The organism is Loktanella sp. DSM 29012 (assembly GCF_900110705.1).
In the GTDB taxonomy this organism is placed as follows: domain Bacteria; phylum Pseudomonadota; class Alphaproteobacteria; order Rhodobacterales; family Rhodobacteraceae; genus Loktanella; species Loktanella gaetbuli.
Genome location: NZ_FOEJ01000001.1, coordinates 699,211 through 719,395 on the forward strand (window position 1 = coordinate 699,211; position 20,185 = coordinate 719,395).

General features: G+C 62.8%; 23 protein-coding genes. 12 read left to right on the plus strand and 11 right to left on the minus strand.

The window, feature by feature from the left end:
• Nucleotides 1–25: 25 nt before the first annotated feature.
• Nucleotides 26–1,033, minus strand: coding sequence for a thioredoxin-disulfide reductase (gene trxB / locus BMX27_RS03490; RefSeq protein ID WP_090158471.1), 1,008 nt, complete (start codon nucleotides 1,031–1,033; stop codon nucleotides 26–28).
• Nucleotides 1,034–1,189: 156 nt separating this feature from the next.
• On the opposite strand from trxB, the gene BMX27_RS03495 reads away from it, so the two are divergent.
• Nucleotides 1,190–1,690, plus strand: coding sequence for an Lrp/AsnC family transcriptional regulator (locus BMX27_RS03495; protein ID WP_090158472.1), 501 nt, complete (start codon nucleotides 1,190–1,192; stop codon nucleotides 1,688–1,690).
• Nucleotides 1,691–1,748: 58 nt separating this feature from the next.
• Here the strand turns inward: BMX27_RS03495 and BMX27_RS03500 are convergent, their stop codons facing one another.
• Entirely contained in the window at nucleotides 1,749–2,435 is a 687-nt protein-coding gene (locus BMX27_RS03500; RefSeq protein WP_177172634.1) for a Hint domain-containing protein, read from the minus strand.
• A 363-nt stretch (nucleotides 2,436–2,798) separates the two neighbouring features.
• On the opposite strand from BMX27_RS03500, the gene BMX27_RS03505 reads away from it, so the two are divergent.
• Nucleotides 2,799–3,926, plus strand: coding sequence for a carboxylate-amine ligase (locus BMX27_RS03505; RefSeq protein WP_256212382.1), 1,128 nt, complete (start codon nucleotides 2,799–2,801; stop codon nucleotides 3,924–3,926).
• A 118-nt stretch (nucleotides 3,927–4,044) separates the two neighbouring features.
• On the opposite strand, the gene BMX27_RS03510 is transcribed toward BMX27_RS03505, so the two are convergent.
• The 4 genes from BMX27_RS03510 to lgt form a co-directional block, all read right to left on the minus strand.
• Entirely contained in the window at nucleotides 4,045–4,224 is a 180-nt protein-coding gene (locus tag BMX27_RS03510; protein ID WP_090158474.1) for a hypothetical protein, read from the minus strand.
• Between the two features lie 270 nt (nucleotides 4,225–4,494).
• The gene (gene pgeF, locus BMX27_RS03520; protein ID WP_090158476.1) at nucleotides 4,495–5,253 is read right to left on the minus strand and encodes a peptidoglycan editing factor PgeF; all 759 of its coding nucleotides are present in this window, start codon (nucleotides 5,251–5,253) and stop codon (nucleotides 4,495–4,497) included.
• On the minus strand, nucleotides 5,250–6,305 hold the full coding sequence (locus BMX27_RS03525; protein WP_090158477.1) for a class I SAM-dependent methyltransferase: 1,056 nt from the start codon (nucleotides 6,303–6,305) through the stop codon (nucleotides 5,250–5,252). Before BMX27_RS03525 ends, pgeF begins: the two co-directional genes overlap by 4 nt.
• The gene (lgt, locus tag BMX27_RS03530) at nucleotides 6,302–7,177 is read right to left on the minus strand and encodes a prolipoprotein diacylglyceryl transferase (protein WP_090158739.1); all 876 of its coding nucleotides are present in this window, start codon (nucleotides 7,175–7,177) and stop codon (nucleotides 6,302–6,304) included. Before lgt ends, BMX27_RS03525 begins: the two co-directional genes overlap by 4 nt.
• A gap of 109 nt (nucleotides 7,178–7,286) precedes the next feature.
• On the opposite strand from lgt, the gene BMX27_RS03535 reads away from it, so the two are divergent.
• Both BMX27_RS03535 and BMX27_RS03540 read left to right on the plus strand, forming a co-directional pair.
• On the plus strand, nucleotides 7,287–7,529 hold the full coding sequence (locus BMX27_RS03535) for an accessory factor UbiK family protein (RefSeq protein WP_056032536.1): 243 nt from the start codon (nucleotides 7,287–7,289) through the stop codon (nucleotides 7,527–7,529).
• 97 nt (nucleotides 7,530–7,626) lie between these two features.
• Complete coding sequence (locus tag BMX27_RS03540) at nucleotides 7,627–7,959, plus strand: zinc ribbon domain-containing protein YjdM (RefSeq protein ID WP_090158478.1); 333 nt, start codon at nucleotides 7,627–7,629, stop codon at nucleotides 7,957–7,959.
• Nucleotides 7,960–7,983: 24 nt separating this feature from the next.
• On the opposite strand, the gene BMX27_RS03545 is transcribed toward BMX27_RS03540, so the two are convergent.
• From BMX27_RS03545 to cobU, 4 genes are all read right to left on the minus strand, one after another.
• Nucleotides 7,984–9,498: a YifB family Mg chelatase-like AAA ATPase gene (locus tag BMX27_RS03545; protein ID WP_090158479.1), complete on the minus strand. Its 1,515-nt coding sequence runs from the start codon at nucleotides 9,496–9,498 to the stop codon at nucleotides 7,984–7,986.
• A 134-nt stretch (nucleotides 9,499–9,632) separates the two neighbouring features.
• Entirely contained in the window at nucleotides 9,633–10,499 is an 867-nt protein-coding gene (locus BMX27_RS03550; RefSeq protein ID WP_090158480.1) for a glutathione S-transferase, read from the minus strand.
• A 77-nt stretch (nucleotides 10,500–10,576) separates the two neighbouring features.
• Entirely contained in the window at nucleotides 10,577–11,149 is a 573-nt protein-coding gene (locus BMX27_RS03555; protein WP_090158481.1) for a histidine phosphatase family protein, read from the minus strand.
• Nucleotides 11,146–11,670, minus strand: a complete 525-nt coding sequence (cobU, locus tag BMX27_RS03560) for a bifunctional adenosylcobinamide kinase/adenosylcobinamide-phosphate guanylyltransferase (protein WP_090158482.1) — start codon at nucleotides 11,668–11,670, stop codon at nucleotides 11,146–11,148. The genes BMX27_RS03555 and cobU overlap by 4 nt, the downstream gene beginning before the upstream one ends.
• A gap of 89 nt (nucleotides 11,671–11,759) precedes the next feature.
• Between cobU and BMX27_RS03565 the strand changes: the two genes are divergently transcribed.
• The 8 genes from BMX27_RS03565 to BMX27_RS03600 all read left to right on the plus strand — a co-directional run bounded on the left by BMX27_RS03565 (nucleotide 11,760) and on the right by BMX27_RS03600 (nucleotide 19,948).
• Nucleotides 11,760–12,638, plus strand: coding sequence for an RNA polymerase factor sigma-32 (locus tag BMX27_RS03565; RefSeq protein WP_056032555.1), 879 nt, complete (start codon nucleotides 11,760–11,762; stop codon nucleotides 12,636–12,638).
• Nucleotides 12,635–13,405: a ChaN family lipoprotein gene (locus BMX27_RS03570; protein WP_090158483.1), complete on the plus strand. Its 771-nt coding sequence runs from the start codon at nucleotides 12,635–12,637 to the stop codon at nucleotides 13,403–13,405. Before BMX27_RS03565 ends, BMX27_RS03570 begins: the two co-directional genes overlap by 4 nt.
• Nucleotides 13,406–13,466: 61 nt before the next feature.
• A complete protein-coding gene (gene coaBC / locus BMX27_RS03575) occupies nucleotides 13,467–14,660 on the plus strand; it encodes a bifunctional phosphopantothenoylcysteine decarboxylase/phosphopantothenate--cysteine ligase CoaBC (RefSeq protein WP_090158484.1) in 1,194 nt (397 codons plus the stop codon).
• 62 nt (nucleotides 14,661–14,722) lie between these two features.
• Nucleotides 14,723–15,172 carry a dUTP diphosphatase gene (gene dut, locus BMX27_RS03580; protein WP_090158485.1) on the plus strand — a complete coding sequence of 150 codons (450 nt, stop codon included), beginning with the start codon at nucleotides 14,723–14,725 and terminating at the stop codon, nucleotides 15,170–15,172.
• The gene (locus tag BMX27_RS03585; protein WP_090158486.1) at nucleotides 15,172–16,221 is read left to right on the plus strand and encodes a HesA/MoeB/ThiF family protein; all 1,050 of its coding nucleotides are present in this window, start codon (nucleotides 15,172–15,174) and stop codon (nucleotides 16,219–16,221) included. The genes dut and BMX27_RS03585 overlap by 1 nt, the downstream gene beginning before the upstream one ends.
• A 40-nt stretch (nucleotides 16,222–16,261) precedes the next feature.
• Nucleotides 16,262–17,041: a transporter substrate-binding domain-containing protein gene (locus tag BMX27_RS03590; RefSeq protein ID WP_090158740.1), complete on the plus strand. Its 780-nt coding sequence runs from the start codon at nucleotides 16,262–16,264 to the stop codon at nucleotides 17,039–17,041.
• 19 nt (nucleotides 17,042–17,060) lie between these two features.
• Entirely contained in the window at nucleotides 17,061–17,834 is a 774-nt protein-coding gene (locus BMX27_RS03595; protein ID WP_226748924.1) for an amino acid ABC transporter permease, read from the plus strand.
• A gap of 89 nt (nucleotides 17,835–17,923) precedes the next feature.
• Complete coding sequence (locus tag BMX27_RS03600; RefSeq protein WP_090158487.1) at nucleotides 17,924–19,948, plus strand: M3 family metallopeptidase; 2,025 nt, start codon at nucleotides 17,924–17,926, stop codon at nucleotides 19,946–19,948.
• A 3-nt stretch (nucleotides 19,949–19,951) separates the two neighbouring features.
• On the opposite strand, the gene BMX27_RS03605 is transcribed toward BMX27_RS03600, so the two are convergent.
• Nucleotides 19,952–20,179, minus strand: a complete 228-nt coding sequence (locus tag BMX27_RS03605) for a hypothetical protein (RefSeq protein WP_056032575.1) — start codon at nucleotides 20,177–20,179, stop codon at nucleotides 19,952–19,954.
• Nucleotides 20,180–20,185 lie beyond the last annotated feature (6 nt).

A 20,185-nucleotide genomic window follows, 5' to 3' on the forward strand; every position in this document is an offset into this window, starting at 1 on the left:
TTCGCATCAGGCTGGTCTGTGCCGTCTACTCGGCTGCGTTTACAGGCGCGCCGTAGCCCAGCGGCAATGTCGTGTCGGCCTCGACATCACTGTCGTCCTGTTCGGCCAGGAACCGTTCCGCATCCAGTGCCGCCATGCAGCCCATCCCGGCGCTGGTCACGGCCTGACGGTAGACATGATCGGTCAGGTCACCAGCGGCAAAGACGCCGGGGATCGCCGTGCGCGTCGTTCCGGGTTCAACCACGACATAGCCGCCATTGTGGGTTTCCAGCTTGTCCTTGACCAGTTCGGACGCCGGTGCGTGACCGATGGCGATGAACACGCCCTTGGCTGCGATTTCCGTGATCTCGCCGGTTTCGACGTGTTTCAGGCGCACCGCCTCGACCCCCTTGGGGTTTTCCGTGCCGACGATTTCGTCGATCTCGTGGAACCACAGGGTTTCGATCTTGGGGTTTTTCAACAAACGGTTTTGCAGGATTTTTTCCGCGCGCAATTCGTCGCGGCGGTGCACCAGCGTGACTTTGGATGCGAAATTCGTCAGGAACAGCGCCTCTTCGACGGCCGTATTGCCGCCGCCGACCACGATGATTTCCTGACCACGGTAGAAAAACCCGTCGCAGGTCGCGCAGGCGCTGACGCCAAAACCCTTGAATTTATCCTCGGATGGCAGGCCCAGCCATTTTGCGCGGGCACCGGTGGCCAAAATCACCGCGTCAGCCGTCACAACCGACCCGCTGTCGCAGGTCGCGGTAAAGGGGCGTTTGGACAGGTCCAGATCCGTGACGATGTCATGCACAATGTTGCAGCCCATCGCGCGGGCGTGGGCCTCCATCCGGACCATCAGGTCGGGGCCCTGCACTTCGGTATCGCCGGGCCAGTTTTCGACCTCGGTGGTGGTGGTCAGCTGACCGCCCGGTTCGATCCCCTGGATCAGCATGGGTTCCAGCATCGCGCGGGATGCATAGACGCCTGCGGTATAGCCTGCCGGGCCAGAGCCTACGATCAAGACACGGGTGTGCTGGGGTGTGGACATGGGACCTCCTGTCGGTGTTGTTCCCCATATAGTCGGGCCGGGCTGGCAGCGAAAGGTCAACTGCGTTTCTGAAAGTTGCGCGTCAATGAAACTTTGTTGCGCAGGTTTGCCTTTGGTCGTAGTAATCAAAGCAACAACAAGGAGAGACCCCCCAAAATGCCGGGTGCAAAGCTGGACGAAATCGACCGGATGATTCTTGCAGAACTCCAGGCCGATGGCCGGATGACCAATGTGGAATTGGCAAAACGGGTCGGCATCAGCGCGCCGCCCTGCCTGCGCCGTGTCCGCACGCTGGAGGAGCAGGGCTATATTCTCGGCTATCACGCCGAGGTCGATCCGCGCGAACTGGGGTTCGAGGTTCAGGTGTTTGCCATGGTCGGTCTGGTCAGTCAGGCCGAGGCCGATCTGTCGGCATTCGAGGGGCGTTGCGAACATTGGCCGCTGGTACGCGAATGTCATATGCTAAATGGCGAGGTCGATTTTATCCTGAAATGCGTGGCCCCCGACCTGCGGACCTTTCAGCGTTTCCTGACCGAGGAACTGACCAGCGCGCCCAACGTGGCAAGCGTCAAGACATCCCTCGTGATCCGTGGTGCCAAGGATGAGCCGGGCGTGCCGTTCGATGTGCTCGAGGCGCGACTGGCAAAAGACGCCTGATACCACCCGTCATGAGCGTATGCCTATCCGCCGGACGACATGTCCTGCGACATAGGCCTCATGCAATGGATGACAGGTCCAGATCGCGCAGATGCAGGCGTGGATGCAGTAGCGGGCCGAAGTCGCCCAGCTGTTGCATGTGCGGAAACATCGACATCAACAGCTCGCGGCCGTCATTGCGCAGCTTGAGCAGGTGCGGCAGGCCCGGGTGCAGCGATTCAACCTCCAGACCGCCGCTGATGAGGATGCTGGCATGTTCGCGAAACCCCAGCTGATAGACATCGACCGCCGTGGCCGGATGCAGTTCGACGATCGCGGACTGGTCGATGAAATCACGCGCGGGGATGAACGATACCTCGTCGCCGGACAGACGCTTGCTCATGTTGTGACGGTGGGCAATGCGTGCGGCCGGGCCAAGCACGAGGTCCGCATTCGGTTTGCGGTAGCCCAGTGCGTCCTGCGTCAATCGCGTCATTGTTCCCATTTCGGGATTTGCGTTCTGCGCACCCGGTACGATCTGCATGCAGCCTTTCCACAAGAGCTGAACCATACCGTGACTGGTCGTCATCACACGGTCGCCGGGCCACAGGTCCTCGACCGCGCAGGGGCCGGTGTCCGTGGTAACGATCGCGCCGCGTCCAATCGCGGCAAAGCAATCTTCAAAAAGAGGTATTGCCGGGGCAATCCGGGTCACATCATCAATGTCAGAAGAGGGAGTCAGATGGACAATCTCGTAGCGACGCATGAGAGGCTTCACGCGTCGAGATTGTCCATCCAGACCAGCTGTCCGGTCTGAGGAAACCGGGGTCGTATTTCGTTGCGGCGCATAAGACGCGGACCGCGGGAGGGACTGATTTAACATGTGTCGCACCATCTGGCTTGTCACATCATCTGTCGGCCCCACCGACAACATCTGAGGAGATCGTTGCTGTTGGGTTGATTAAGGCGTTATCCGCCGCATTTCGTCAAACTATTCGCAGGATTGAGTTGTGACCGGCGATAGTTCTCCGTCTTGACGGCGATTGTTGAGGGAATGACGGGAAATTTTGCCATATTTGGCCGAATCAAAGGTCTGCACGCGGCGGGAATCACGAGGGAAAGCACAGACGTGACACAGTTGCCTGAATTCACCATTGGGATCGAAGAGGAATATCTGCTGGTCGACGCAGATACGTTTGACCTGGTTGCAGCACCGGATTCGCTGATGGCGGCACTGACCGGGGCGCTGGGGAATCAGGTCAGCACCGAATTCCTGAACTGCCAGGTCGAGGTCGGAACCGGAATCTGCGCAACCATCGCCGAGGCACGCGCCGATCTGGGGCATTTGCGCAGAACCGTTGCGGAACTGGCCGCAGATCATGGGCTACGGCCTGTCGCGGCCTCTTGCCATCCTTTTGGTGATTGGAAACAGCAGGGCCGCACGGACAAGCCGCGCTATGAACAGCTGGACGATGATCTGGGGGCGGTCGCACGACGCATGTTGATCGGTGGCATGCACGTTCACGTGGGGTTGCCCGATCAGGACAGTCGCATCGCGCTGATGAACCAGCTGTCCTATTTTCTGCCGCATCTTCTGGCCTTGTCCGCGTCTTCGCCGTTCTGGCAGGGCAGGGACACCGGGCTTGCCAGCTATCGCATGGCGGTTTTCGATTCCATGCCGCGGACGGGGTTGCCACCGCGTTTGCGGGACTGGGCGGACTGGGAGTCGCGGGTCCAGCGCCTGGTCGGGCTTGGTGTGATCGAGGATTCGTCCAAGATATGGTGGGATTTGCGCCCGTCGGGCAAATTTCCCACGCTCGAGACACGGATTTGCGATGTCTCACCGCGCCTCGCAGATACGCTGACGATCGCGGCGGTCGTGCAGGCGCTGACCCGGACGTTATGGCGGCGCACCCGCAATGGACAGCCCTGGCGGGAATCCGACCCGATCATGGTGCAGGAAAATCGCTGGCGCGCGCAGCGATACGGTGTCTCGGCTGGCCTGATCGACAGCGCAGCCGATCGGATCGTGCCGATGCCGCAGCTGATGGACGAACTGCTGGACCTGATTTCAGAGGATATGTTGGCGCTGGATAGCGTGGCCGAGGCGTCGCGGATTGCCGATATCGCAAGGTCGGGAACCGACGCGGATCGCCAGCGGGCGCTGTATCATTCTGCAATGGATGGGGGTGCTGACACCCATGACGCGCTGTGCGCCGTGGTTCGCGCCCTGGCGGATGATTTTACCGCCATCTGACGGGCCAACGCGTCCCTCTGGTGTGGTGGAAAAAGCCCGTGCGGCCAGAGGTGGTCCGCACGGGGGCAGTGGACCGGCCGAGGGGAAGCAGCCGGTCGTCGGGAAATCGGTGCGCGGCCTAGCCTGCCAGCGACATGCCTTCGGGAAGCGGTGCCAGAGAGATCTTCTTGTCGCGACCTTCGGTTTCAAGCCGGCGCGCGATCATGGCCTGACGGCGCAATCCGCGCTCCCAGGGCATCTTGGTCGTGCATTTCTCGGCTTCGGCGATGGTGTTCTTCATCCAGCGTGATTTGCTCATGGTCTCGGTCCTCTGTTTCAAAAAGCCCGCACTTTTCTGCGGGATTGGAAACAGTTTCACCCCGGGAATGGGCAGCAATTGGACAATCGATCGGGATTTTCAGTTTTTTTGCAGGCAGGGGCGGATGAACTTTGGCAACGTTGTTGCCGCATACGAAACACGATGTTTTCAGTGTTTTTGTGCTGAATTTTGGGTCAATGCGGCCCTCGGCCCGTGCATTGTTTCGCGTTTTGTGGCGAAACGGCGGCGGCATGCCGCCGCAAAGCGGCCCTAATCCAGCACGATGGACGCAATCATGCGCCCGTAATCTGCATCATTGGCATGGGTGGACCTGCGATAGCTGAAGAATCGCGCAGGGTCCGCATAGGTGCAGTGCCGCGTCCATGATGCATGGCCGATCCCGGCACCGCGCAGCCGGTGCAACCCGTAGGCGGGCAGATCGAAATGCAGCCTGTCGCCGGCCCCATTGGCAAAGAACCGGCTGTTGGCGTCGTCTTCGGTCAAAAAGGCATCCATGAATTCCGGTCCGACCTCATAGGCGGCCTGGCTGATGGATGGTCCGATGACGGCGCTGATCCGCGCCCGGTCCGCGCCCAGTGCCACCATCGCGTCGATCGTGTTTTCCAAAACGCCCGACAGCGCGCCTTTCCAGCCGGCGTGGGCCGCGCCGATCACCCGCGCTTGCGCATCGGCGAACAGCACGGGCTGGCAATCGGCGGTCAGGGTGCACAGGGCGACACCGGGGGTGGCCGTGACGATCCCGTCGGCCTTGGGCAGTGTGGTCGATGGCCCCGTGACGGCCACCACATCGGGCGAATGCACCTGATAGACACCCACCAGCCAATCCGGGTCGACCCCCATGTGACCTGCGACCCGTTCACGGTTGATCGCCACGATTTCCGACTGATCGGCGCTGCCGATCCCGCAATTGAGCGATGCGTAGATACCAGAGGACGCACCGCCCTTGCGGGTGAAAAAACCGTGGCGCAAGGGTGCCAGGGCATCGTCGGTAATCGGGGCAAGTGTCATGCGGTCAGTCCCGGTGGCGGCGTGCTGCCTGCGGCATACAGGCCCAATACCTTGAATAGGTCACCCATTTCGGCGGGGTGGGTCAACCGTCGGTGGGCCGAAATCAGGGTTTCGCGTGCGGGTTCGCTCAAACCTTTGGCAAGCGCCTGCGCCCGGTTGCTGATCCCGAGGCGTTCGAGAAACACGCCTTGTGGCGTCAGTTTGCTGTGCAGCGCAGGCTGTGCTGCCTGCGCCAAGGCCGCGAAATCGACATGCGCTGTCAAGTCCGCCGCCCCCGGAGTCGCAAAGGGATCGACGGGCTGGTGCGCCTGCACCGCCTGAAACGTGTCGCCGAAACTAGTCCAGCCGCCGTAATCCACGATCATTGCAGCACCACCATGACCTGCAATGCGCGCACCGATGATGCGTGCTGCGTCCTGCGCAGGCGTGCTGACCTCGACCACGTCGCCGTCGCGGGTGTCGTCCAGGCGGTCCGCCAGCATTGCCAGCGGGGCGGGGTCGGTCAGTCCCAGCGTCAGTGCGCCATCCGACAGGCCCACAACACGTTCCCGCCAGCCCTGACCGTCGCGCTGGAACTGCCGGATCGGCAGCGCGTCGAAAAATTCGTTGGCGACCAGAAACAGGGGCTGGGCAGGCAGGACATCCAGATGATCCAGCCAGATCGCATCAGGCACCATCTGCGCCTGTGCCGCGCGCAGCACCGGGGATGCCTCGATCAGATGGACCTCTGCGGCATCGCGGAATCCCGGCACCCGTGCTGTAGCGCGCAGGATATCCGCCATCAGCGTGCCGCGCCCCGGTCCCGGTTCAGCCAGCGAAAAACGCGCAGGCGATCCCTGATCCATCCACGCCTGCGCCAGCGCGAGGCCGATCAGCTCTCCGAACATCTGGCTGATCTCGGGCGCGGTGATGAAATCGCCAGCCGCCCCGAGCGGGTCGCGGGTCGCGTAATAGCCGTCGGTGGGGTCCAGCAGGCAGGTGGACATGTAGTCGGCCAATGTCATCGGGCCGTCAGTGGCGATGCGCGCCATCAGACGATCAGCCAGTGTCATCGGCGGGACAGAACGATCAGTGTCAGACCAAACAGGATCATCGGCAGGCTGAGCAATTGGCCCATCGTCAGACCCCATGCGCCGAAATCCAGCGCCCAGCCCAGCGGGTTGCCCGGGCCCTGAAACTGCGCATCGGGCTGGCGTACGAATTCGATCATGAACCGCGCCAGCGCATAGCCCGCGCAGAACACGCCGGTGATGAACCAAGGTGCCTTCAACCCGCCACGGCGGTATACAAGAAACAGCAGGATCGCACCCAGCACCAACCCTTCGAGTGCGGATTCGTACAATTGGCTGGGGTGCCGTGCGCACAGCCCCAGTGTGTCGCCACAGTCCTGTGCCGCAGCCCCGGGAAACACGACGGCCCAGGGCACGTCGGTCGGACGCCCCCAAAGCTCTCCGTTGACGAAATTCGCGACGCGCACCAGCAGGATCGCGGGTGTCGCAGCCAGACAGGTCACGTCCGCCATCGACCCGAACGACGCGCCATTGCGGCGGCTGAACAGATAGACTGCCAGGACGACCCCCAGAAAACCGCCGTGAAACGACATCCCGCCGGTCCAGATCGCGGGAATTTCCAGTGGATTGGCTAGGTAGTAGGCGGGTTGGTAGAACAGGCAGTAGCCCAGACGCCCGCCCGCGATCACGCCTACCACGATGTAGGTCAGGTAATCTTCCAGCCGCGCCGCCGCGACCGGCGGTTCACCGCGCCACAGCGCGGGGCGGTTCAGCGCCTGCTTGATCATCTGATAGCCGACGGCGATGCCCACGATATAGGCCAGCGCATACCAGCGCAGGGCAAAACTGCGCCCGAACAGGTCGATCGAAAATACCTCGGGCGAGATATCGGGAAAGGGAAGGGCGGCCAACATGCCGCCATCTGTGTAATCGGGCGCGGGTGAAGTCAACCAGCCGCGCTTGAATACAGGCGCGCCGCCGCCCATATATAGGATAACAAATTCCTCAGCGCAGGTGGATACCATGCAACAACGCGGCAAGATTTTCGACGACATCAGCCAATTGATGACCAACGCGATGGGCGTGGCCCAAGGTGCCAAGGACGAGGCGAACAACGCCATCTCGGGCATGATGGACCGCTGGCTGGCCGACCGTGATTTCGTCACGCGCGAAGAATTCGACGCCGTCCGCGCCATGGCGCAAAAGGCGCGCGAAGAGAACGCGGCCCTTCTTGCGCGGATTGAGGCGCTGGAGGCCAAAGGCTGACCTGACCCGCGAAAACGGACATCGAAAAAACACCCGCCCGCATCTGCGTGGCGGGTGTTTTGTTGTGCGTGGCACGCCGGTGGTCTAGGCGGTGCAGATGGATGATACCCTGCCACCGTGCCCCGAATGTGCTGCCGACATGACATATGCGGTTGATGCCTTGCTAAATTGTCCCGCCTGCGGCCATGCGTGGTCAGCCGCGGATACCGCCGCTGACGTGGTGCGCGATGCGGTCGGCAACCCGCTGGCGGATGGCGACACGGTCACCGTGATCAAGGATCTGCGCCTCAAGGGCGGGTCTGGTGTGGTCAAGGTCGGCACAAAGGTCAGCAATATCCGTCTGGTGGACGGCGATCACGATATCGATTGCAAGGTTCCCGGATTTGGCCAGATGGGCCTGAAATCGCAATTCGTGAAAAAGGTGACCTAGGCACCGGACCAATGGGTCGGGAAACTAGACCTCCTTAGTCAGGGTCAATCGAAAGCTGACGGCCTCGGCGATATGGGCGCGGCCCACGTCATTACTGGATTCGAGATCGGCAATCGTGCGGGCGACGCGCAGCACGCGGTGATATCCCCGCGCGGACAGGCCAAAGCGTTCGGCCACGTCGCGCAGCAACGCGCGGCCTGCATCGTCAGGGGTGGCAACCGCCTCTAGCACGTCGCCCTGTGCGTCGGCGTTGGACCACATCGCGGATTCTGCGGCATAGCGATCCGTCTGGATGCGGCGCGCACCGGCAATGCGCTGTGCGATTACCTGTGATGTTTCGCCTGTCGCGGGCAAGTCGAGGTCGGTATAGGCCACGGGCGGCACCTCGACCCGCAAATCGAAACGATCCATCAGTGGCCCGGAAATGCGTCCAAGGTAATCGTCGCCACAGACGGGTGCGCGCCCGCAGGCGCGGGCCGGATCGGGCAGATACCCACATTTGCAAGGGTTCGCCGCCGCCACCAGCATGAACCGGCAGGGATAGCGGACGTGCGCATTGGCGCGGGCAACCACCACCTCGCCCGTCTCGATGGGTTGCCGCAGCGTTTCCAGCACCTGGCGCGGAAATTCGGGGAATTCGTCCATGAACAGCACACCATTGTGCGCGAGGCTGATTTCGCCCGGTTTGGCCCCGCGCCCGCCGCCGACGATTGCGGGGGTGGATGCGGTGTGATGCGGTTCGCGAAAGGGTCGCGTGCGGTTGATGCCGCCCTCGGTCAGCAATCCCGCGACGGAATGGATCATCGAGGTTTCCAGCGCCTCGACCGGCGTCAGCGGCGGCAACAGACCGGGCAGGCGGGCGGCGAGCATGGATTTGCCTGATCCCGGCGTGCCGACCATCATCAGATGGTGCCGCCCGGCCGCCGCGATTTCCAGTGCACGTTTCGCACGTTCCTGGCCCTTGACCTCGGACAGGCAACGCGCGCCGCTGTGTTGGGTGACCTCGCCTGCCTCGGCAGGGTCCAGCACGCGGCGTCCGGTGAAATGGTCGATGGCTTGCGACAGCGTGGCAGGGGCCAGGACGCGGACGCTGTCCACCCAGGCGGCCTCTGCACCGCAGGGCTGCGGACACATCAACGCGCGATCCTCTGACCCGGCGGCCACGGCGGCGGGCAGTGCGCCTGTCACCGGCACCAATGCGCCGTTCAGCGACAGCTCGCCCAAGGCCACGGTGGCGGCGATGTCATCCTTGGGCAGGATGTCGATGGCCCCCAGCACCGCCAGGGCGATGGGCAGATCGAAATGCGACCCTTCCTTGAGGATGTCGGCGGGCGACAGGTTGATGCTGATCCGTGCGCTGGGCAACGCGATGGCAAGGGCTGCGAGGGCCGCCCGCACACGCTCGCGTGCCTCTGATACAGCCTTGTCCGGCAATCCCACGATGGCAAAGGCCGGCAGTCCGGGGGTGATGGCGCATTGCACCTGCACCAGCCGCGCGTCGATGCCGTCAAAGGCGACTGTATAGGCAAGGGCGGTCATGGCGGCCTGTGGTGGTTGCCGTGCCAGTTGACTGCGAGATCGTTGTTAATTGGTTAAAGCCGGGCTGATTTCGATGTCGGAGGGGGCGCTGCCCCCGCCTGCGGCCCCCCGGGATATTTCTGACCAGAAGAAGGTCAGACCAGTGCCATGAATTTTGGCCATGCAGCAGGATCGGCCACGGTCTTGTCGCGGCAAAACGCGTTGCAAAATCCGAACGTGCGTCCGTCCATGGTCATGAGGTGGGTCACGGGATCCCCCGAATAAGGGCAGGTCCGGTTTTCGGCTGTGCCCTGATCGACGGCGCGGGCGTGCAGTGGCGCGGGGCCGGGCCAGGGGCGTTTGGGCAGGTCCATCGCATAGGGCATCGGATCGTAGCTCTGCGTCAGCCCCATCGCCCGCCATTGCCGGATCAGCGGATCGTTCAAGTGGGCGGCAACATAGGCCTGCGCCGCGTCAGACACCGGCAGGTCGTATGTGGCGATGCGCAATGCCGCGGGCGCATAGAAAACATCCGCCAGCGAATAGGTCCCGAACAGCCAGGGACCACCTGCCTCATGGCGCGCACGGGCCAGCGCCCAGAGTGTTTCCAAGCGCGCCAGATCGGCCAGCACGTCCGGTCCGGGGGTGAACCCCTGCCAGCCGTGGGCCAGCATCATCGGGCAATCGCCGCGCAGGGCTGCAAATCCGCTGTGCATCTCGGCCACGAGCGACCGGGCCAGCGCGCGTGCGCCGGGATCGGCCGGGTACAGACCGGCCTGAGGATGCGCCTCGGCCAGTGTTTCGGCCATGGCGATGCTGTCGGTCAGCACGTGTCCCCGCGGCGTCCGCAGGACCGGGACGGTCCGTGCCGGAGCCAGATCAGCAAGGTCAGCTGCCATCGTCCCGGAATAGAGCCCCACCACATGGCTACGGTACGGCAGATCAAAAGCTTCAAGCATCAACCATCCGCGCAGGGACCAGCTGGAAAACGTGCGGTCTCCGATAAACAGGTCGTAGGTCATGGCGGATCTCCTTGATGTTAATCCATTTTAGCGGGCAAATGTGGCGTCGCGCCAACGGTTATCCGTGATGGGGGCCATCAAGGGCGGTGATTGACCGCACCCAGCGTCCAGCCGTCGATGCCCCGGTCCATCCTGCTGACACTGAGCGGGTCGATGCTGTGGCCCATCGCCTGATAGGCACTGCCCCCGGCGCGGGTGAATTGCGACATGATCACGCCCATGTGGGCCACCACGATCAGATGTTGCGGGGCATGGACCGCAATCAGCGCGTCAATTGCCGCGGTGACCCTATGCGTCAGGTCGTTCCAGCTCTCGCCGTCGGGCGCGCGCAGGTCACCGGGCTGTTCCCAGAACTGACGGGACAGCACCGGGTCGCGGGCACTGACCTGTGTATGGTGCAGGCCGTCCCAGGCACCAAAGTCGATTTCGCGCAATGCCGGGTCATGGGGCAGACGCAGGCGGTCGCCCTGGATCGCATCTGCCGTGGTCACGGCGCGGATCAGATCCGACGATATCACCGGTCCAATTGGCAGGTGGCCGGCAAGACGCGCCAGCGCTGCCCGGTCTGACAGATCCGCCGGCACATCACGCCAACCGGTCATGGATTTTTGATGCGTGGGCCCATGCCGGACCAGCCAGAGCGTCGTCATGGTGCGGCCTTGAGCATCAATGGCAGGCCAGCCATCACGGCGACCACCTGATCGGCCTGTGCAGCCAGGTCGCGGTTCAGGCGGCCCTGTGCCGTACGGAACCTGCGCGACAGCGCGTTATCCGGGACAATACCCATGCCCACCTCGTTGGAGACCACGACGACGGGGCAGGGGCAGGCGGCAATCGCATCCAGCAGATCGGCACAGGCGCGGTCCACATCCGCCTCTGCCAATATCACGTTGGTTAGCCACAACGTGACACAGTCCAAGAGCACCACGGCGTCCGGCGATTGCGCACGCAGGACCTGCGGCGCATCCATCGGGGCCTCTATCGTGGTCCAGTCCGGTCCGCGTTGCAGGAGGTGGGCTGCAATTTTCGCCCGCATCTCATCGTCAAAGGCCTGGGCTGTCGCAACGTAAACCCTTGAAAATCCAGTCTCGGGCAAGAGCGCCTCTGCATAGGCAGACTTGCCAGAGTTGGCACCGCCTAGAACGAAAGTAACTTTGGCCAACTTTTTCATGGAACTTTAATGCTTTCGTCGCGTTCTCAACCCAAGTTCAAGCTGTACCCGTTCGGAATGACAAACAGCAAGCTTCAGGGGGATGACCAATGGCGTTTGATGGATTTTCAGATCAGAAACTCTCACGCACAGCAATGAAGGCCGAATTGCTGGATGCGGAAACAGAACTCAGACTGGCCTATGCCTGGCGCGACGAGCGATGCGAGGAAAGCCTGCACCGCCTGATCACCGCTTACATGCGTTTGGCCATTTCGATGGCGGCCAAGTTCAAACGCTATGGTGCTCCGATGAACGACCTCATTCAGGAGGCCTCTGTAGGTCTCATGAAGGCGGCCGAAAAATTTGATCCCGATCGCGGCGTGCGCTTTTCGACCTATGCGGTCTGGTGGATCAAGGCATCCATCCAGGACTATGTGATGCGCAACTGGTCGATGGTGCGCACCGGGTCCACGTCCAGCCAGAAATCCCTGTTTTTCAACATGCGCCGGGTACAGGCGCGTCTGGAACGCGAAGCTGCGGCCGAAGGTCGCAAGCTTGAAGGGCACGTCATGCGCCAGTTGATTTCGACCGAGGTGGGCGTTCCGCTGCACGACGTCGAAATGATGGAAGGTCGTCTGTCCGGGTCCGACTATTCGCTGAACGCGACCCAGTCCTCCGAAGACGAAGGGCGCGAGTGGATTGATGCGTTGCAGGACGACAGCTCTCAGGCGGCGGAAAACGTGGAACTGTCGCATGACAACGAACGTCTGCGTGGCTGGTTGCTGGCGGCATTGTCCGACCTGAACGACCGCGAACGGTTCATCGTGCGCGAACGCAAGATCCGCGATGACCCCCGCACCCTCGAAAGTCTGGGGACAGAGCTTGGGCTGTCGAAGGAACGCGTGCGTCAGCTGGAGGCCGCTGCCTTCGGCAAGATGCGAAAGAACCTCGAGAGCCAGAGCCGGGAAGTCATGAACTTTCTCGCATGATCCGCCTGATCGCGGCTGTTTGCCTTGCGACACCTGTTGCCGCTGACGTCGGTCCGCTACCACGGGCCGACGTTTTCGTGTTGGGTGAACTGCATGACAACCCCGATCATCATGCCATGCAAGCGGACCTGACGGCACGGATCGCGCCCAGCGCGCTGGTGTTCGAAATGATCAGTCCGGCGGATGCAGATGCGGTGACGCAGATCACCGATGTCGAAGCGCTGGCGGAGACCTTGCGTTGGTCGGAAAAAGGCTGGCCGGATTTCGCGATGTATCACCCCATCTTTCTGGCGGCACCGGATGCGGTCATTGTCGGGGCCGATGTGGACCGCGATGACCTGATGGCCGCGATGCAAGGCAGTGCAGCCGATGTGCTGGGTATAGGCGTCACGGGTTTCAACCTGTGGACAAACTTTGGACCCGACTATGACGGGCTGATTGCCGATCAACGCGATGCCCACTGCGGGATGCTGCCAGAGGACATGCTGCCCGGCATGGTCGAGGCGCAGCGCCTGCGGGACGCGGCCCTGGCGCTTGCCACGCGTGATGCGTTTGACGACACCGGCGGGCCGGTTGTCGTGATCACAGGTAACGGTCATGCCCGCATTGACACTGCGGTGCCTGCGCTGCTGGCGACCTTGGCACCCGAACTGACCGTCTGGGCGCTGGGCCAGTTCGAGACCGACCCCGGCGATGCGCCATTCGATGCGGTCCATGTGACGCAACCGATCCCGCGCGATGACCCTTGCCTGATGCTGGCGAACTAGCCGCCGTTGCATCAGGCGTCCGGCCTGCCTACACCTGTATCGACCACAGGCGGGGCACCTCATGTTGCATGGCAAACGAATCCTCTTGATCATCGGTGGCGGTATCGCGGCCTACAAGTCGCTGTTGCTGATCCGGTTGCTGCGGGCCTCGGGTGCCAGCGTTACGCCCGTAATGACGCGTGCGGCGTCGGAATTTGTGACCCCCCTCAGTGTTGCATCGCTGGCCGGGGAAAAGGTCTATGATCACCTGTTCGATCTGACCGACGAGGCCGAGATGGGCCATATCCAGCTGTCGCGCGTGGCGGACCTGATCGTCGTGGCACCTGCGACTGCCGATCTGATGGCGCAGGCAGCCAGCGGTCTGGCGCGTGATCTGGCGACGACGCTCTTGCTGGCGACCGACACGCCCGTGCTGATGTCACCCGCGATGAACGTGCGCATGTGGAACCACCCTGCAACCCAACGCAACCTGACCACGTTGCGCGGCGATGGCGTCCGTTTTGTGGGACCGGATGAGGGCGACATGGCTTGCGGTGAATACGGCCCCGGTCGTCTGGCAGAACCAGAGGCGATCATGGACGCCATCCGGGCGCAGCTGGCGGACGGACCATTGGCGGGCAAGCATGTGATCGTGACTTCCGGTCCGACGCACGAACCGATCGACCCGGTACGCTATATTGCGAACCGTTCCTCCGGGGCGCAGGGCACGGCGATTGCCGTGGCGCTGGCTGCACTGGGTGCGCAGGTGACATTCGTGACCGGTCCTGCGGATGTGCCGCCCCCGCAGGGTGTGCAGGTCGTGGCGGTGCAGACCGCGCGGCAGATGCACGCGGCCGTCATGGCAGCGCTGCCTGCCGATGCGGGCGTCTTTGCCGCCGCTGTCGCGGATTGGCATGTCGCCAATGCAGGCGACCAGAAGATCAAGAAAACCAAGGACGGCCTGCCATCACTGTCCTTTGCCGAAAACCCCGACATCCTGGCGACGGTCGCGGGGCTGGATCAGGACCGTCCCCGGCTTGTTGTCGGCTTTGCTGCCGAAACGCAGGATGTTCTGGCCAATGCCACCGCCAAACGCCTGCGCAAGGGCTGCGACTGGATCGTCGCCAATGATGTGTCCGAGGGGACGGGGATCATGGGCGGATCGGAAAATGCCGTGACCCTGATCACCGAGGCCGGGGCCGAGGACTGGCCTCGCATGGACAAGGGACAGGTCGCGCGGCGTTTGGCACAGAAACTGGCCGAGGCGCTGGCATGAGGCTGCGGGACGCCTCGCCGGCGGGGCGGATATTTTTGACCAGAAGAAGGTAGGACCGGCGCTTGAGGATCAACGTTGCCTTTGTCGATGGGGCGGATCGTGACCTGCCGCTGCCGTTTTATGCGACGGGTGGTGCGGCGGGTGCGGATGTTTGTGCAAACCTTGCTGATCGCGGCACACTGACGCTGGCCCCTGGCGCGCGCGCAGTGGTGCCCACGGGTCTGCGCATGGCAATCCCAGAAGGGTTCGAGGTGCAGGTGCGGCCACGGTCGGGTCTTGCGCTGAAACACGGTGTGACTGTGGTGAACGCACCCGGCACCATTGACAGCGATTACCGGGGCGAGGTTGGCGTTCTGCTGGTGAACCTTGGCGATATGCCCTTTGTGGTCAGCCACGGGATGCGGGTGGCGCAACTTGTCGCGGCCCCGGTTGTTCAGGCGCAGTTTGCCCTAGGTTCCCTGACAGATACCGCGCGCGGTGCTGGCGGATTTGGATCGACGGGGACTGACTGATGATCATGGTTTTTGCGATGATTGGCGCGATCTGGGGGATCGGTGCCGTCATGAAGGCTCCGCGCCGTGGGCGCTGGATCATGACATTTGTCCTGCTGGGCGTGGTGATCCTGACCCACCTCGTTCTGCCTGCGGACAATGCGCTGCGGCAGGCCACGGGCGGGGATGCCCGCCTGTGGTTGCTGCTGATCGCCGCCGGTATCCTGATCAAGGGCTATTCCTTGATCCTGCGTCGTCTCAAGGCGCGGGTGCAGCCCGTTGAAACACAGGCCCCGCGTAAGGGATTTACCGAAACCGAACTGACACGCTATGCCCGGCACATCATGCTGCGCGAAATCGGCGGGACCGGGCAGGCGACGCTCCAGGGCGCGCGTGTTCTGGTGGTGGGGGCCGGCGGGCTTGGGTCGCCTGCGCTGATGTATCTGGCCGCCAGCGGTGTCGGGACGATCGGTGTGATCGACGATGACGACGTCGACGCCAGTAATCTGCAACGGCAGGTCATTCACCGCGACGCCTGGATCGGCACACCCAAGGTGGCGGCCGCGAAACAGGCGATCCTGGAACTGAACCCGCATGTCAAGCTGCGCCCCTATCACCGCCGTCTGACGCCCGAGATCGCCGCCGACCTGATCGCGGATTTCGATCTGGTGCTGGACGGCTGCGATAATTTCGAGACGCGCTACCTGGTCAACGAAACCTGTGTTGCCGCGGGCGTGCCGCTGATCGCAGGCGCGCTGACGCAATGGGAAGGGCAACTGGGACTGTACGATCCGGCGCGCGGTGGGCCCTGTTTTGCCTGCGTGTTCCCCGCAGCCCCGGCCCCTGACCTGGTGCCGACCTGCGCCGAGGCGGGGGTCGCGGGCCCGTTGCCCGGTGTCGTGGGATCCATGATGGCGGTCGAGGCGCTGAAGCTGCTGGTGGATGCGGGGACCGGCCTGCGCAACAGGCTGCTGATTTATGATGCACTTTATGCCGAAACCCGCGACATGAAGACCAAAGCGCGCGCTGACTGCCCTGTCTGTCAGGGACGGGGCTTGCACGTGACATGACGGATTGTCACTGTCAGACATCACATCCTTGGGGGATCACATGAAAATCATCACCACCATCGCCGCCACCCTGTTTGCGGGCGCGGCCAGCGCTGCGGCCCATTTGCCGGACCTGTCAGGGCAAGAGATCACGGTCGCTGTCGAAAATGCCTACCCGCCGCTGCAATTCATGCAGGACGGCGCGGCCGTGGGTTGGGAATACGATGCCATGGCCGAAATCGCGGCCCGACTGAACCTGACCATCGACTATCAGACCATCAGCTGGGATGCGATGATCCCCGCTGTAGCCGAAGGCCAGTTCGATCTGGGCATGACCGGGATCACCATCCGCGAGGACCGCGCAGAGGTGGTCGATTTTTCGGACAGCTACATGACCTCGGAAATGGTCATGCTGGTCCGCGGTGACGAGGACAGGTTCACCGATGCCGCCAGTTTTGCCGCCGATGCGGAGTTGCTGATGGCTGCCCAGCCCGGCACGACACCGTTCTATGTCGGCGTCTATGACGTGCTGGACGGTGACGAGGCAAACCCCCGGATCGTCAAGATGGAGACATTCGGTGCCACCGTGCAGGCGCTGCGCACGGGTGACGTGGATCTGGTCCTGACCGACGGCACGGCAGGTCAGGGCTATGTCGATGCCAGCGATGGCGGGCTGAAGGTCATCGGGGAAAAACTGGGGACCGAGGATTTCGGTTTCATCTTTCCCAATGGGTCCGACCTGGTCGGACCGATGAACGCCGCCATTGCCGACATGCAGTCGGATGGCACCATCGACGCGCTGAACACCAAGTGGTTCCTTGATTTCAAGATGGGCGAATAAGGATCGCCGGGCAGCGCGCGTGACACCGCAGGTGCCCGGCGACCGGGACTTTCCTTGGTGGCTGGTGGCCGTCGTCGGTCTGGGGATCTGGATGTTTTATCAGGTCGCGACCGACGACGCCTATCGCGGCGTTGTGGGTACGCTGGCCAAGGGTATCCAGATCACCGTTTTCGTGGCGATTGTCAGCTACCTGATGGCCTGCGCGTTGGGCCTGCTGCTGGCGGTCATGGCGTTGTCGAAATCGCGCGTCCTGCGGCAGGTCGCGCGATTTTATGTCGAGGTGATGCGCGGGATACCGATCATCGTGCTGCTTCTCTATGTGGCATTTGTGCTGGCCCCGGCGCTGGTCAGTGCGTGGAACGCCATCGGCCTGCCAGAGGCGCGCACCCGCGATTTCAGCCTGCTGTGGCGCGCGATCATCGCGTTGACACTGGCCTATGCATCGTTTCTGGCAGAGGTGTTTCGCGCCGGGCTGCAATCCGTGGACCGTGGCCAGATCGAAGCGGCCGAGGCGCTGGGCCTGGGCCGGTGGCAGCGGTTCCGTCACATCGTCTGGCCACAGGCGCTGCGCACGATCCTGCCGCCGCTGGGCAATGATTTCGTGGCCATGGTCAAGGATTCCTCGCTGGTGTCGGTCGTGGGCGTGGCCGACATTACCCAGCTGGGCAAGATTACGGCGGCTGGCAATTTCAGATATTTCGAGACCTATAACGTTGTCGCATTGATCTATCTGACGATGACCATCGGGTTGTCCATCGCGCTGCGCCGGTTTGAACGTGGACTGCGCCGCTGACGCGGCTGGTTGAGTATTTTCAGCAAGATGATGCAGGGGGGTGTGAGCCGTGGCACCCAATCCTTATGTTGATAGCAAAGGAGAATGACATGACCAATCCGCTACTGACCGCTTGGGACACGCCCTTTGGACTGCCGCCATTCGATGCGATCGAGGACGATCATTTTGCACCCGCGGTCGAAAAGGCATTGGCTGACGCGCGTGCGGCGATCAACGCGATTGCGACCTCTGATGAGGAGCCCAGCTTTGCCAACACCATTGAAGCGATGGCATTGGCAGAGGGCGATCTCGACCGGGTACTAGGTGCGTTCTACGGTGTTGCTGGTGCGGACAGCACGCCCGCGCGCGAGGCGTTGCAGCGCGATTTTGCGCCGCTGCTGTCGGCCTTTGGGTCGGAAGTGTCCAGCAACAAGGACCTGTTCGCGCGGATCGAGTCCCTGTGGCAGGCCCGCGATACGCTGGATCTGACCGACGAACAGGCCATGGTGCTGAAACTGACACACCGGTCCTTTGTGCGTCAGGGAGCAGAACTGGAAGGCTATGCCAGCGACCGGCTGCGCGACGTGACAGCGCGGCTGTCGGTGCTGGGCACGCAGTTCAGTCAGAATCTGCTGGCGGATGAACGCAGCTGGTTCATGCCATTGTCAGAGGATGACCTGGCCGCGCTGCCTGATTTCGTGGCCGACGCTGCCCGTGCGGCGGGTGAGGCTGGCGATCATGGTGGCCCCGTCGTGACCCTGTCGCGTTCGCTCATTGTGCCGTTCCTGCAATTCTCGCCCAACCGCGCCTTGCGCGAACGGGCGTATAACGCCTGGACGTCGCGCGGGATGAACGGTGGTGACACGGACAACCGCGATCTGGCGGCGGAGACGCTGGCGCTGCGGGCCGAACGCGCCAATCTGCTGGGCTACGACAGCTTTGCCGATTTCAAGCTGGAAACCGAGATGGCCAAAACCCCGCAAGCGGTGCGCGATCTGCTGATGCAGGTGTGGGAGCCTGCGCGCACAAGCGCGGAGGCTGATCAGACCAAATTGCAGGCGATGATGCACAACGATGGCGCGACCGGTCCGCTGGAACCCTGGGACTGGCGTTACTATTCGGAAAAGCGCCGGCAGGCCGAACATGATCTGGACGAGTCCGTGATCAAGCCATACCTGCAACTGGACCGCATGATCGACGCGGCGTTCGACTGTGCCAACCGCCTGTTCGGCCTGGAATTTTCACCGATCGACGCACCGACCTACCACGCGGACGTGCGTCTGTGGGAGGTCACGCGCGATGGTCAGCACGTCGCCGTGTTCATGGGGGATTATTTCGCACGGGCCTCGAAACGGTCGGGGGCGTGGTGCATGGCAATGCGCAGTCAGCAGCGGCTGGCGGGCGACATTCGCCCCATCGTCGTCAACGTCTGCAACTTTGCCAAGCCTGCCGCCGGGAAACCGGCGCTGCTGTCATATGACGACGCGCGCACGCTGTTTCATGAATTCGGCCACGCGCTGCACCAGATGCTGTCGGATGTGACCTATGCGTCGGTCAGCGGCACATCCGTCGCACGCGACTTCGTCGAGCTGCCCAGCCAGTTGTTCGAGCACTGGCTGGAGGTGCCAGAGGTGCTTACCAAATACGCGACGCATGCCGACACAGGGGACGCGATGCCAGCCGAGATGTTGGATCGCCTGCTGGCCGCCAGCACCTATGACATGGGGTTCCAGACGGTTGAATATGTCGCCAGCGCCCTGGTCGATTTGGAATTTCACGCAACAGATGACGCGCCGCGTGACCCGATGCAGCGACAGGCCGAAATCCTGGAAGAGATCGGGATGCCGCATGCCATTGGCATGCGCCATGCGACGCCGCATTTTGCCCATGTGTTTTCCGGCGACGGCTATTCCAGCGGCTACTATAGCTACATGTGGTCCGAGGTGATGGACGCCGATGCGTTCGATGCCTTTACCGAAGCGGGTGACGCGTTTGATCCCGCGCTTGCGAAACGGCTGGAAGACACGGTGCTGTCATCGGGCGGATCGGTCGAACCCGACGTTCTGTATACCGCGTTCCGGGGGCGGATGCCGGGGGTCGATGCGCTGTTGCGCGGGCGGGGTCTTGCCGCCTGACGGTCAGTCCAGACGTTCGACAGCCGCCAGGATCAGCCGCATTTCGTCGGCCAGGGCCGCCTCGATCGCGAATGCGGGGTCGGGGCCATCGGCGCTGGGGTCCTCTTCGGGGATGCTGACCGTGGACCGGTCCCGCAAAAAGCCGCGCATCGCATCGCCATGGGCGTGGATCAACCGTGCGAGGATCTGGCGCTGCGCGATCAGGCGGCCTTCGATGGATTCGGGCGACATGGTGAT